1 protein-coding gene is annotated in these 16,147 nt (G+C 47.4%); it reads right to left on the reverse strand.

Annotated elements, in window-relative coordinates:
• Positions 1-16 precede the first annotated feature (16 nt).
• On the reverse strand, positions 17-16,108 hold the full coding sequence (gene bamB, locus MY7_RS08090) for a bacillomycin D non-ribosomal peptide synthetase BamB (RefSeq protein WP_007611811.1): 16,092 nt from the start codon (positions 16,106-16,108) through the stop codon (positions 17-19).
• Between the last annotated feature and the right edge of the window lie 39 nt (positions 16,109-16,147).

Raw genomic sequence — 16,147 nt, forward strand, 5'->3', positions numbered from 1 at the left:
CCGGTACCGGCCGTTTTTAGAAATTCAATTCGATTTCGCTTGCAAAGTGTTCACTTTTGTTTACTTTCTCACTTAATTGAATTTCTTTTAAAGGAATCGATGGGTCTTTTATGATCGCCGACAGAATCATGGCGTAATCCTTGCTCAGCGTAGCGATGGTTTTCTGTTTAAACAGCTTCGTGCAGTACTCAAAGCTTCCTTGTATCTCGTGCGGATTCATCACGAAGGTCAGCTGCAAATCAAATTTGGCCGCCGTATTTGTTTGTTCATATGGTCTGACCGCGAGAGAGTCCAATTCGATATCCGTTTGTTCCGTATTTTGCAGAACAAACATCGTATCGAATAACGGATTACGGCTTAAGTCCCGTTTCACTCCCAGTTTCTCAACTAATTCTTCAAAAGGATATTCTTGATTTTCATAAGCTTTCAGCATCGTTTCTTTTGTTTCCGTTACATAGTCCATAAAGGTCTTTTCTCCAGCCGGGGCCGTACGGATGGCCAGCGTATTCACAAACATCCCGATAATATGCTGTAAATCTTCATGCATTCTTCCCGCAATAGGCGTACCGACGACGATATCTTCCTGACCGCTGTATTTGGCCAGCAGTATGTTATAGGCTGACAGCAAGATCATGTAAGCGGTCGATCCGGTCAATTCTTCCATCTGTTTTATACCCTGGACCACGGTCTCATCGAGAGCGAAATTGTATCGTTTGCCTTCAAAGCTTCGAATTCGCGGTCTGGTAAAATCTTTCGGCAGCTCAAATGGCGGGAGTTCCTCATGAAATACATTCAGCCAATAGTTCTCCTGCCTCTTGATGCGTTCCCTCTGCTCCGCCTGCTGCTGCCATACAGTGTAATCTTTGTATTGAATTCGGAGCGGGGTTAATTCTTTGCCGTCATACAATTGAATCAGTTCTTCAACAAAAATATTCATAGAAGCGCCGTCTGAAACGATATGATGCATGTCAAACATGAAAACATGTCTGTCCTGTTCTAATTCAATGAGTCCGGCCCGAAGCAATGGAGCCTGACTGAGATCGAAAGGCCGCACAAAATTGCGGAACAGCTCCTCGACCTCTTCATCAGCTGCTTTGTACCTTTCTATAGAGAAATCCGTTTGCGGCTTGATCACCTGCACCAGCTCTCCGCGGACCATTTCAAATCCGGTTCGTAGCGATTCATGGCGCTGGATCAGACTTTGGAACGCAGATTGTAAACGATTCATGTCGATCCTGCCTTCCAATGTCAAAATCCCCGGCATGTTGTAACTTAGTTCTCCGCCTTCAATTTGTGTAGACAGGTAAACCATCTTTTGCACAGAAGATACAGGATAAACATCTTTGGCTTCTGCAACAGGGATTTCATCCGGTCCGCTGGTTTCCGCACCTGCAATGACCCTCGCCATTTCTTCAATCGTCGGGTATTGAAATACTTCTCTCAATGAAATGCTTTTGTCGAATTGCTTATGGATCTTGGTAACGAGCGTCATCCCCCGTAACGAATGCCCGCCGAGATCGAAAAAGTTATCTTTGACGCCGACTTGTTCTACCTTCAATACTTCTTTCCAGATGTGAACCAGCTGCTCTTCCGGCTTTGTCCTTGGAGCAACATAGTCAATCCCGGTCTGCAAGCCTGCTTCAGGCAGCGGTAACGCGCTGCGATTCACTTTTCCATTGGAGGTTAACGGCATTTGCTCCAGTTGCATCAGGTATGGAGGAACCATGTAGCCTGGTATTTGATCGGAGAGTTTTTCTTTAAGCTGATTGATCGGCAGTGACTTCTCCCCTGTAAAATAGGCATACAAATCGCTTTGCCCCTCTGCATTTTCTCTGGCCAGGATCACCGCTTCTTGTACATGCTCGATGTTGAGAAGAGCGGCTTCCACCTCGCCAAGTTCGATCCGGTAACCGCGAATTTTAACCTGATGATCCTTTCTTCCGGCATATTCAATGTTTCCATCCGGCAGGTAACGGGCAAGGTCGCCTGTTTTATACATCCGCTCTCCGATTACAAACGGATCGGCCACAAACTTTTCACCCGTTAATTCAGGCAAGTTCAGATACCCTCGTCCTACTCCGTCTCCGGCGATGCACAGCTCACCCTTTACACCTATAGGCAGCATCCGATCATGGGAATCAACAATATACACACGGTTGTTGCCCAGCGGCTTGCCGATCGGCACGTAACCGCCGTCGTCAGCGGATGCCAATGTCTCCGGTACGATATGAAAGACCGATGCATCCACGCAGGTTTCCGTCGGACCGTATACATTGGTTATGAGCGGCATTGATGACCCGTTCGAAGCGAACAATTCAAGCAATTGCGCCACCGTCGCCTGCGGGAGCGCCTCTCCTCCAATAAGCATGTGCCGGATCGTTACCCCATGAAGGCTGTCTGCAGCGATAAGCAATTGCAAATGTGACGGTGTTCCGTCTGTTACGTCAATGCGGTGGGTGCGATAATAGTTTGACAAGGCATAACCGTCTGATACTGATGCTTTAGGGACGATATACAGTGCATGTCCCCCTAACAGTGACGCGAAAATTTGCTTGACCGATGCGTCGAAATAGTATGGTGCCAACAAAGACACACGCAATCCCGAATCATAAGCACCGTACACTTGTCCGCGGAGCCCCTCCATCAAATGAAGGACCTGGCGATGCTCAATCAGCGTGCCTTTTGGCTTGCCGGTTGTGCCTGATGTGTAAATCACATACGCCAAGTGATCCGGTCCGGCTGCCGTCACCAGATTCGAGCTATCCCCGCTGTTCATTCGTTCGTCATTCAGCAGTAAAATCTCTCCGGCAAAGGATACACGATCTTGTAAATGGGTCTGTGCCAGCAGAACCTTTGCTCCTGAATCCTCCAGAATATAGCGGATGCGTTCCTGCGGGCTGTCCGGATCCATCGGCACATACGCACCCCCGGCTTTCAGGATCGCTATAATCCCCACGATCATTTCCAGAGAACGTTCTGCCAGAATCCCCACAGGCTGGTCAGGCTGCACGCCTTCGCTTCTTAAAATCCGCGCCAGGCGGTTGGCCCGCTCATTCAGCTCACGGTATGTGAATCTGCTTTTCTCGTAAACTGCGGCCGTATGTTCCGGCGTGCGCTCCGCCTGCTCCTCGAACAATTGGTGAATTGTTTTGTCCCTTGGGCAGTCTATCGCCGGTTGGCCCCATCTCTCCACAATCTGCTCTTTCTCCTTCGCGGTGATCATCTCCAGCGATGAAAGCGGCGCCTGCGGGTCATTCGCAATCTCCTCGATCAATTGGATGAAGTGCTTTGCCATGCGTTCCGCAGTTTCCTGCTTGTACAGCGCTGACGCGTAACTGATCATACCTGTAATTCCGTCTTCTTCTTCTGCCGCTTGGAACGTCAGGTCGAACTTCGCCATCGCATGGTTGTCCGGATAAGGGGTAAAACGCACATCATCGAGGTTCAATTCTCCCCGTTCTGTGTTTTGCCATATGAACATCGTGTCAAACAGCGGATGGCGGCTGAAATCCCGGGACACATTCAGCTTGTCCACCAGTTCGTCGAATGGATACTCCTGGTTTTCGTACGCTTTTAATGTATGCTCTTTGACTTCCTGCACGTATTCCCGGAATGTTTTTTCCCCGACCGGATTCGTTCGTATCGCCAGCGTGCCCACGAACATGCCGATTAAGCTTTCCAAATCCGAATGGGTTCTTCCGGCAATCGGGCTGCCTACTACGATGTCTTCTTGCCCGCTGTATTTGGCAAGCATGGTCGTATAAGCAGCCAGCAGCACCATGTACAGCGTGCTTTCGCTCTTCACCGCCAAGCCTTTCAGCTGTTCCGTCAACTCCGGTCCGATAACAAACTCGATTTGTCCTCCTTCAAAGCTCCGCGCAGCCGGTCTTCCGTAGTCGGTTGGCATATCCAGCACTAGAACCTCTCCGCTGAACACATCCAGCCAGTACGCTTCCTGTTTCTTCATCCGTTCGCTTTGCATATCCGACAGCTGCCACGCCGCATAATCTTTATACTGAACCCTTAATGGCGGCAATTCTTTTCCTTCATATAATGAAACGAACTCTTCAATCAAATTCTTGATAGATACGCCGTCTGAAATGATATGATGCATGTCAAACAGCAGCAAATGGCGGTCTTTTGCAAGCTCGATCAGTCCTACCCGCAGCAGCGGTGCTTTCTCCAAGTCAAATGCCCGCACAAACCCATGAACGAGGGCTTCCGCCTGTTCTTCTTTCGCCTGAGTGAATTCCACTGCAAATGGGACGTCGTCATAAATCCGCTGCACCGGTTCTCCATCTATCAGTTCAAAGCCGGTACGCAGCGTTTCATGGCGCTGAATCAGCTTGCGGATCGCCTTCTCGACAAGTTCCCGATCCAGAGCTCCATCGGCTCTCATGACACTCGGCATGTTGTAGCTCAGTTCTCCGCCTTTCAGCTGATTCAAAATGTACAGCCGTTTTTGCGCCGAGGAGACGGCATAGTATTCTTTTGCGTCAACGGTCGGGATAGATGTATATGCTGTGTGTTTCATTCCGGTAATCGTTTCTGCCATTTCTTCAATTGTTGGCGATCGGAACACTTCCCGCAGCGGCAGGCTGACCCCCATCTCTTTGTGCAGTTTCGCTGTCAGAGTCGTTGCCCGCAGCGAGTGACCGCCGATGTCGAAGAAGTTGTCTTTCACGCCGATACGCGGAAGTCCAAGCACCTCTTTCCAGATATGCGCCACCTGCGCTTCCGCCGCTGTACGGGGAGCAACGTATTCGCCCCCCGTTTGCACGCCTCCTTCTGGTTCTGGCAATGCTTTGCGGTCGACTTTTCCGTTTGCCGTGAGCGGAATCGATTCAACAAAAGCCCATTTCACGGGAATCATATAGTCAGGAAGGTTTTTGGCCAGATCTTTCCGTAATGCTGAAGGATCAGTCGCTTTTGAGACGCTGCAGTACGCGCACAATTCATTTTCACCCAAAGCGTTTTTTTGAATAAGGACCGCTGCTTCTCTCACCGCCGGGTGATTGGCCAATATGACCTCAACTTCTTTCGGTTCGATCCGGTAGCCCCTTATTTTCGCCTGATCATCAATGCGGCCGAGGTATTCGATTTGCCCGTCCTCACGCAGCCTTGCCAAATCTCCGGTGCGGTACATAACGGCTCCCTCTCTGAACAGATCAGGCAAAAATTTCTCTCCCGTTAAAGCCGGGTTATTCACATAGCCTCTCCCGGTATTTGCTCCGGAAATATACAGTTCTCCCGCAATGCCCAAGGGCTGAAGCTGTTTGTTCTTGTTGATGACATACATATTGTTATGGCATATCGGTTTGCCGATCGGCGGATATTCAGGAATATCATCTCCCGGTTGAATGGTATACGTCGACACTACATGGGTTTCTGACGGACCGTAATGATTGTGCAAATGCAAGCCGTGTGTGCGGAGCACTTGCTGAAATAAACGGGACACTGTCAATTGTTCTCCTGCTGTAATCAAATGCTTCACACAGCGCGGAAATGAATATGCATAGCTCTCTTCGTTAAAAAGCATTTTGGCAAAAGCAGTCGGGAAAAAGACGATGTCCGTCTGATGTTTATTAATAAACGAAAACAGCTGAGCCGCGTCCCGCTTTATTGATTCAGGCACGATGTGGAGTGTGCCGCCGCTGAGCAGGGCTGAAAACAGCTCTTGATAGCAGACGTCAAATGCCGGAGATGCGTATTGAAGCACATTGGTTTTGAAATCGATGCCTGAGTTTGTAAATTGGTCATACAGCAAATTGGCCATATTTCTATGTTCAAGCAGCACACCCTTCGGTTTCCCCGTCGTTCCTGATGTATAAATAACGTAAAGCAGATCCTCCGCCGTGTTTATCGTCTGCACATTGCTCCCGTCCGGTTCTGTCTCCGCTTCTTCTATGAATGTGACAATCTGCGTTGCTGCCTCGGGGACTGACCGGTCTTTCTCTGTCACAAGATGAGTGCAGCTGCTGTTTTCAATGATATAGCGGATTCGTTCGGCAGGATGGCTCGGATCAATCGGAACAATGGCACCGCCCGCTTTTAAAATGCCTAAAACTGCAACGGCTAATGATGGTGAACGCCCGGCGATCACAGCCACCGGCTCCTGATGCTTCACACCTCGCTTACGGAGAAGCCGCGCCAGTTTATTGGCCGTTTCGTTCAGCTCTTTGTAAGAAATCTCCGCCCCTTCGTATTGAATTGCGATTTCTTGCGGCGTTTGTGCCGCCTGGCGTTCAAACATAGTATGAATCGTTTCGTATTCAGGCTTCTCTGTTCCCCCGGAAAGCGGAGTGAGCAGCTGTTCTTTTTCCTGCTGCGTCAGAAGTTCCATTTCTTCTATTTTGACAGACGGCAGCTGCAATACTTGCTGCATAAGCTGTTCAAAATGTCCGCGAATCCGCTCTGCCTCTGATTGTTCATATTCATTTCGGTTAAAACTAAAATGAACGGTGAGTTGTTCGCCAGGGATGACAACTACATTAAAATCGTAATGAGTGTGTTCTTCTATATGGAAATTCACGATATTTAAATCCGCAGCATCATGGCCCTCTTCAACTTGCTGCCCTATCGGATAATTTTCAAAGATCATGATATGATCAATTAAGTTTTGCTTTTGTTCCGTTTGGGCCTGAATTTCGTATAAAGGATAAGTATCATATGCTTGGGAAGCCAACGCTTTTTGTTGAACCATTTGCATCGTATCAGCAAAAGTGCTGTCCTCATCGCAGCGGATGCGAACCGGAATCGTATTGATGAACAGGCCGATCATCTGTTCCACATCAGGAATTTCCGCCGGCCTTCCCGACACGACACTGCCGAAGACAACGTCTGCGGACCCGCTGTATTTCTGTAATAAAATTCCCCATAACGTTTGGATCAACGTATTTAACGTAACCTGATGCTGATTTGCGATCTGCTGTAATTGTTTTGTCTGTTCGTGATCAAATCGGCAGATCACATTGGCATAGGCGTATTCTTTTTGTTCATGCTGCGCTATTTTATGAAGAAGCGTGGTTTCACCTTTATATCCTTCAAGATACCCGCTCCAGTACCGCTTTGCCGCTTCCTGATCTTGGCGGCCAAGCCACTCGATATAGTCGCTGTAAGGAGCTGCCGATGGCGGTTCTGGTTCCCTGCCTTCCTGTAAGGCGCTATAATGATCAAACACTTCCTTCGTGATAAGAGACAGGCACCAGCCATCCATCACAATATGATGGAAGCTCCAAATCAAATGATATTTGCGGTCTTCCATCCGGAAAATCGCTATGCGCATCAGCGGATCCCGAGCCAAGTCAAATCCTTTTGCCTTATCTTCTCTTTGATAGGCTGCGATTGCATCCTCTCTCAGGTGCTCCTCTATATCACGCAAATCTGTAAAATGAATTTGCAGTGTTTGCGTTTTATAGACAATTTGTAAAGGCGTATCGTTCCAGCCGCTGTAAAAACGGGTTCTGAGCACGGCGTATGTTTCAAATAATCGTTCAAGGCTTGCTTTAAACCAATCAATCTTTAACTCTCCCTGCAAATCAAACGATGCTTGTTCAAAATAAGAACTTGAGGCCTCGTCCAGCAGGCTGTGGAAGAGCATTCCTTTCTGCATCGGAGTGAGCGGATACACGTTTTCAACCTCACCTGCATGCGGCAGTTGAATGAGGAGCTGATCCAATTCGTCAATGGACATGCCTTTTAACAAAATATCGCTTGGCGTCAGTTCCGATTGTTCTTTATGAACGCAATGCGTAATGATGGTCCGCAGGCGGCTTTGAATCGTTTCCGATAACCGCATGATCGTTTCTTTTGCGTACTGTTTGCTGCTGTAGCTGATCGTAAGCTTCAGCCGGCCCTCGGTGATCATTCCGTTTATATTCAATACATACGGTCTTTCTTGATTTCCGCTTGAGTCTGAACCGCAAGAATAAGAAGATAATTGAACCCCATGCTGCTGTAAATCTTGGTCAAACTGTCCAAGGTAGTTAAAGCTGATCTCAGGATTGAGTTCCGATGGCATTCCGCCGCTTAAGTACCTTGCTATTCCATATCCGATCCCTTTATGCGGAATTTGGCGCAATCCTTCTTTGGTCGTCTTGATATAATCAGAGATTTCTTTGCCCGGCTGCGCGTGCAGCACAACCGGATACAGACTTGTAAACCACCCGACCGTGCGGGAGATATCTATATCTTGTATAATCTGTTCTCTGCCGTGTCCCTCTAAATGAATCGGAATTTGTGCCAGTCCTGACCAATGCGATATGGAAAGACCGAGAGAAGTTAAAAGCAAATCGTTTATTTCCGTGTTATAAGCGCGATTCGCTTGTTTTAATAGCAGATCCGTTTCCTCTTTCGTCCATTCCACAGTTGCTGTTTCACTGTCTTTTGCAGTTGTAGGGGTTTCATGAAAATCTTTAGGCAGCGGTTTGACTTCGGTTTGTTCGATCTTTGTCCAATATTCCTGTTCTTGTTTTATGGTTTCACTTTGCGCGTATTCTGAAAGTCTCTTAGCCCATAATTGGAAAGAGTTTGTTTTTTGCGGCAGTTGAATTACTCGCCCGTTCTCGGCTTGCTTGTAGCCGCTAACGATATCTTCCAGTAAAATGCGCCATGAAATCCCGTCTATAATCAAATGATGGATGGCAATGAGCAGATGATCTCCATTTGCGCATTGAAACAACCCGGCTTTCATTAACGGCCCATCACTTAAACGCATACTGCTTTGTATCTCATCAGCCTTGGCTTCAATTGTACGGCCCGGATCGGGATCTTCTTTCAGATTCAGGACTTCTAAGTAGTACAGTCCGCTTTGGGCGATTTCTTCATTCTGTGCCTCACAGCCATTTTCCGTAGTCCGGAACGTCATGCGGAGCGCATCGTGATGTTCAGCAAGCTTTTGCAGGGTTTGACGAAGCTGCGTTTCCTGAAAACCTTCCGGCGCATGCAGCATGACGGCTTGATTATAATAATGCTGATCTGTTGTTGTTTGTTCGAAAAACCAATGCTGAATAGGAGTCAGGCTGACTTTTCCTTTGACCTCACCTTGATCGGCTATACGCAGATTCTGCTTGATATGCGGACTCAATTCTGCAATTGTTGCATATTGAAACAAGTCTTTGATTTCCATTTTGTATCCTTGCTGATTTAATCTGGAGGATACTTGAATGGATTTAATAGAATCTCCGCCAAGATCAAAGAAATTATCAAGAATACTGACGTTTTCAGCGCCTAATACCGATTCCCAGGCAGAAACTAATATTTCTTCCGCTTTTGTTCGGGGAGCTTTATACTCTGCTCTGTCCTGCAGCTCGAAATTCGGAGCCGGCAGCCCTTTTTTGTTTATTTTTCCGTTAGAAGTTAAAGGCATTTCATCAAGCTCAATAAAATAAGCCGGAACCATATAACTTGCAAGGGTATGAGACAATTGTTTCCGGAGCCGGGCTGCCGTTGTTTGCCCGCCGCTCACGTAATATGCACACAATTGTTTAAACCCGTGGACGTCCTCTCTGGCTGTAACGACAGCTTCCTTGATCGCTTCTTCTTGAAGCAGTGCCGCCTCGATCTCGCCTAATTCGATACGATAGCCTCTGATTTTCACTTGTTCATCTATTCTGCCCGCATATTCAATGTTTCCGTCCGCCAGCCACTTCGCCAAATCTCCGGTCTTATACATCTTCGCTCCGGGTTCAAACGGGTCATCGACAAATTTCTCTGCTGTTAATTCGGGACGGTTCAAATATCCTCTTGCCACACCGGCGCCGCTGATATAGATCTCTCCCGGCACTCCGATCGGTGCGGGTTTCATATTCTCATCAAGAACGTAAATGCTCGTGTTTGCCGCAGCGGTTCCGATCGGTACCGATTCCCGTCTGTCCTTTGCGGCATCGTAACGGTAAATCATGCAGCCGACAACGGTTTCCGTCGGTCCGTACTCATTGCATATTTCAATCCGGCCTTCGAACTGTTCATGAATGCTGCGGGCTAACCGGGTGCTTAAGTTTTCCCCTCCCACAATCATTCTTCTGACAGCCGTTTGATCGGCAATGTTCATTTCTTTCAAGACCTGCAAATGGGCCGGGGTCAATTTAATGATATCCACCCTCGGGTCACGCACAATCGATTCAAGCAGAGCTGTTTTATCCTCTCCGTCATAGACGATGATTGCATTGCCTGTGACAAGCGGCGTGAAAATAGAAGTCACCGTCAGATCAAAAGAAATTGACGAATACAATGGGAAGTTGGCTTTCTCGCCTTTTACATAAACTTCTTTCGCCCACCAAATATAATTGGTCAAGCCTCCGTGCTCGATTAATACGCCTTTTGGCCGGCCTGTGGAACCTGACGTATAAATGACATATGCCAAATGGCTCACATCATTTATCGGAGCAAGGTCAGAGCCATCTTGGTGATAAGAACTTTCATCATCAAGTAAAACCGTGACGCCTTCATAGGCAAGCTGTTTCCTGACGTCCCGCTGCATTAAAACGATTCCGGCTTGGGAGTCATCCAGCATATACCGGATGCGGTCTTGCGGATATTCCGGATCTATAGGGACATAGGCTCCGCCTGATTTTAAAACGGCAAGGATTCCGACCACCGATTCGATGCTGTTTCTTGTGATGATGGCTACAGGCTGATCCGTCTGCACTCCTTTCGCTCTTAACGTTCGCGCCAGTCGGTTGGCCCGCTTATTGAGCTCTCCGTACGTGAGCTGCCTGTCCTTATCAATGACGGCTGCTTGATCGGGCGTACGCTGCGATTGCTCTTCAAATAATTGATGAACCGGCGTCTGCGGAAACGGCGCGGCCGTGTCGTTCAGCGTCTGCAGAAGGGTTCTTCTTTCGCCTTCCGTTAACAATTCCGCTTGATCCACCCGGATATCCGCATTTGTCACGACTTGATGCAGGATTTGCATGAAATGTTCCCGAACCCGCTCTATGCTTGCCCGATCATACACATTTGCATTGTATTCAAAAGAGATGTTCATCTCGTCGCCCGGTATAACGGTCAAATTAAAATCGTAGTTGGTCTGTTCTTCCATTTGTACGTTGGAAATTTTGATGGATGTTCCGTTCTGACGGCCTATACTTTCCATATACTGATCAACCGGATAATTTTCGAATATCATTAAATGTGTAATTAAATCTTGCTTTTGCGTTGTACGCGCTTGAATATCGTACAGCGGGTGCGTCTCAAATTGTTGAGACGCTACAGCCCTTTCCTGCGCCTCTTTCATAAGCTCAGCAAACGTTGTCCCGGCTTCACACCGGAACCGGACGGGGATGGTGTTAATGAATAAGCCGATCATGGTTTCCACGTTTGGAATTCCAGCAGGTCTTCCGGATACAACACTTCCAAACACAACGTCCCGGCTACGGTTATATTTCTGCAGCAAAACCGCCCATGCCGTCTGCAGCAGCGTGTTCAGCGTGACATGATGCTTGCCTGCCGTCCGCTTCATTTTCGAAGTGAGATCGGAGCTTATGTCACACGTCACTTTTTCAGGAACGTATCGTCCGTTTTCCGCTGCATGGTGATCCTTAGGAAGGCTGGTTTGCTCCTCATATCCCTCCAAGTACTGATCCCAATAAGCCGCGGCCTCTTTCGCATCTTGCCGGCCGAGCCATTCAATATATTGACTGTACGGAGTAATTGATGATTGTTCAGGCTGCTTTTGCTGAAGCAAGGCAAAGTAATTCTCGAATATTTCTTTTGTAATCAGCGGCAGGCACCAGCCGTCCATCAAAATATGGTGGAAACTCCAGATAAAACGGTATGTCTTTTCATCCGTACGAAGGATGAATAACCGCATTAACGCGCCTTTTTCTAAGTCGAACCCCCGCATCTTATCTTCTCTGGCATATTCCTGAATCATCGCTTCTTTTTGTGATTCCTTCATCTCTCGTATGTCATTGAATTGAAAACCGATTTTTTTCGTTTTGAATATGATTTGGAGGGGCTGATCCTTCCAGCCTCTGTAAAAATTCGTGCGGAAAATATCATATTTTTGCGATAAGCCGTCCAAGCTTTTTGAAAATGAATCAATCTCCAGATCTCCATGCAGATCAAACATCGTTTGCTGAAAATAAGCACCTGAATTCGGATCAAATAAGCTGTGAAACAGCATGCCCTTCTGCATCGGCGTTAATGGATAAATATTTTCCGCTTCGCCTAATTCACGCGTCTGCTCCAAAAGCTGTTCCAGTTCGTCGATTGAGATATCTTTTAACAGGATGTCACTTGGTGTGAGAGAAGTCTGCTGCCGGCTTACGCAATGCGCAATGACTTCTTGCAGACTTTCTTTCAACCCCCGGGCAAATTGCGCCATAGTAGATCTTTCGTATTGTTTGCTGCTGTAGCTCAGTGTCAGTGATAATGTCCCTTCGGCAATCATGCCGTTCAAATCAAGCACGGCCGTTCTCTCTTGGTTTTCGTTCATTGATAACCCTGTGGAAAAAGGCGAGATGCGCAAAGCCTGATGCTTCAGGTCTTGGTCAAATTGTCCCAAATAGTTAAACGATATCTCCGGATTCAGCTGCAGGCTGTCGGCTTCCGGATACCCGGATATATATTTGATGATGCTGTAATTCATTCCTTTGTCAGGGATGCGGCGCAGCCCTTCTTTTACGATCTTGATCCGCTGCGACAGGTTTTTTCCGGCTTCCATTCTCAGGACGACAGGGTACTGGCTTGTGAACCATCCTATCGTGCGGGAAATGTCAGCATCCGGAATAATTGGTTCTCTCCCGTGGCCTTCCAAATTCACGACAATGTCTTCCGTGCCTGTCCACTTGTGAACAGCCAGCCCTAATGAAGTCAGCAGCAGATCGTTGATATCCGTGTTGTAGGCGCGGTTCGCTTGTTTTAATAATTGCTCCGTTTCCTCTTTTGTCCATTGAATCGTCACTTCTTCGCTGTCTCTTAATAACGATCCTTCGCTGATAGTGTCCTTAGGCAATGGCTGAGGCTTTATACTTGAAAGCTCAGTCCAATACGCAATCTCCTCTTCCATATCGGTTTCCGCCGCATATTTGGACAATTGATCGGCCCAGAATGGAAACGAGTCTGTTTTTTGCGGGAGCTGGATCGTTTGTCCGCGTTCTGCCTGCTCATATCCGCTTGCAAAATCTTCGAGTAAAATACGCCAGGATACTCCGTCAATCAGCAAATGATGAATTGCAATCAGCAAATGATCTCCGTCCGGACATTGGAACAAACCGAGCTTCATCAATGGCCCTTTGTCTAATACCATGCTGCTTTGAATCTCATTCGCTTTATCGGCAATCGCTTGAGCCGGATCGGTTTCCCCTTTATAATTCATCACTTCCAGATGGTATAGTTCACTTTCATCTGTTCCTGTAATTCGCGGAGCATATCCATCCGGCGTTTTTTCAAAAATCATCCTCAAGGCATCGTGATGCGACGCGATCCGTTCCATCGTCCGGCGAAGCGGGCCCTCTTTAAAGCCTTCCGCCGAATATAACATGACGGCCTGATTGTAATGGTGTGCATGCGGCATTTTTTGATCAAAAAACCAATGCTGTATCGGGGTCAGCTTGGTTCCGCCATTCACTTCTCCTTGATCAGCCACCCTGCTGACCGGCGCTACAAACTGACTAAGTTCAGCAATCGAGGGGTGTTTAAACAAATGCTTCATATCAACCTTGTATCCGGCTTGATACAATCTGGATGACACCTGAATTGATTTAATCGAATCTCCGCCAAAATCAAAGAAATTATCCAGAATTCCTATACGTTCTGCTCCTAATACTTCTTGCCAGATGGACGCCAGCAGTTCTTCTATTGTATTCCGCGGGGCTATGTATTCGTTTTCCGCCCGCGTATTTTCGTCAGCAGCAGGCAAAGCTTTCAGATCAATCTTCCCATTGGAAGTGAGCGGAATGCGTTCCAAAGGGATAAAGCGGGAGGGAATCATATAATTCGGCAGTTCCCGGGATAAGTCTTCTCTGAACTGCGCAGCGGTCAAAGAAGGCTCGCCGACATAATAGGCATACAATTGTTTGGCCCCGTCTGCGTCTTCCCGCGCGACGACTGCGGCTTCACGAACGTTTTCCAGATTGAACATGGCTGCCTCTACCTCGCCGATCTCAATCCGGTAGCCGCGAATTTTCACTTGATGATCAATCCGCCCTAAATATTCAATCCGTCCATCTGGCAGCCATCTGGCGAGATCCCCTGTCTTATACATCTTTTGACCAGGGACATGCAGATGCTCCACAAATTTTTCCTCCGTCAATTCAGGCCGATTGAGGTAGCCGCGGGCCACTCCCGCTCCTCCGACATACAGTTCTCCCGGTACGCCGATCGGCTGGATTTGATGGTGCGCTCCTAAAATATAAGCTTGATGGTTGGCCACCGGGCTGCCGATTGTGATCTGTTCATCAGCGGACTGAACAGGGTGAAATGTAGATACCACGCTGTTTTCTGTCGGTCCGTATTCATTATTGATCCGAATGCGAGGCTGCAGAGAATGCAGCTTCTCAACTGTATCTGTTTCCAGCTGCTCACCGCCTACAACAACATGCTGAACATGGATGAAGTCCTCTCTGTTCATCTGTTCGATCATCGTTTTCAGAAGACGGGGAGAAGTTGAGAAATGGGTAATTCTTTCTTGTTTTATGGCATTTTGAATGGCGAAAGTTTCTTTATTCTCTTCATTAGGCAAAAGGTGCAAAGTTGCTCCTGAGATGAGCGGGCCGAAGAAGTTTAAAATGAACGCATCAAAAACATACGGGTACAAGACAAGCACGCGATCCGCCGGGGAATGCTTGAAAAACGCCTTCTTCCATTGGAGCGAATTCACAATGCCGCTGTGTTCAACCATGACTCCTTTCGGCTTTCCTGTTGTACCCGACGTATAAATGACATAGGCTAAATGGCTGTGTCCCGCTACTGGTGATAACAATGAGCAATCGGCATGGTATGATGTTTCATCATTCAAATCGATCACCGGGCCGTCAAAGGCGAGACTGTTTTTTAAATGATGCTGAACAAGGAGAACGTCTGCATCCGCATCATGAAGCAAATATTGAAGCCGCTCTTTTGGATATTCAGGATCCAGGGGCACATAAGCGCCCCCTGCCTTCCAAACGGCTATAATGGATACGATCATCTCTAAAGAACGATCAGCGAGAATGGCGACTAACGTATCGGGTTGAACCCCGCAATTACGCAATGTTCTTGCCAAACGGCTCGCCTTCTCATTCAGTTCCCTGTACGTCAAATGGTCGTTTTTAAACTTGACGGCCGCATGTTCAGGCGTTCTTTCTGCCTGCTCTTCAAATAATTGATAGACTGTTCTGCTCCCGGAGAAATCTGCGCCGGTGTCGTTAAAATCAAACAATAGCTTCTGTTTTTCCGCTTCCGGTAAGATCTCTGCCGTATGGATCGCGGCTTGAGGCTGAAACAGGATCACAGACAGCAGCTGATCCAAATGGGATACAATTTGATTGATATAGCGCTCATCGTACAGATTGCCGTTATAAAAAAGCTTCAAATGAATCCCGTTGTTCTCCAAGTCAAAGTGAAACAGCGTATCGGTTGCAGTATCTTCTTTAAATTGCAAGGAATGAATTTCGTTAAGCGAAACGACGGTATGAATCAAAGGCATATGCTCGTCATTGTATTGCACGCTCAGATGCCGGACCATTTTTCTAAACGGCAGGTTTTGATTTTTCAGAGAATCATTAACGGCTTCTTTCAGCTGCCCGAATACGGTTTTAAATGTGCTCTTGTTTGAAAGCGTATTTTTAAAGAGAACAATGTTGTTAACGGCTGACTGGCCGGCTTTTTGCTTCGATACCGTTGGAATGCCAAGAATCAGGCTCGTTTGATCCGTATATTTATACAACAAGCATTCAATACCCGCCAATAAAATCAGATAGGCCGCCATATCGGAATGATTCGCCATTGTCATGATTCTTTGAGATACTTCCGGAGATAAGGAACGGCTGATGCATTTTTCCTGGTAGCCGGTACGGGCCAACGACGCTTTATCCGCTGCTTTAAAGTAAGGGAATGCGCTTAGGCCGTCTTCTTCATCAAACAGGTTTTCCCAGTACGTTTCTTGGTTTTTAAATACCGACATTGGAGCACCTCATTTTATATAATTTAAAGAAATAATGCT

The organism is Bacillus sp. 5B6, from assembly GCF_000259405.1.
Lineage (GTDB): Bacteria > Bacillota > Bacilli > Bacillales > Bacillaceae > Bacillus > Bacillus velezensis.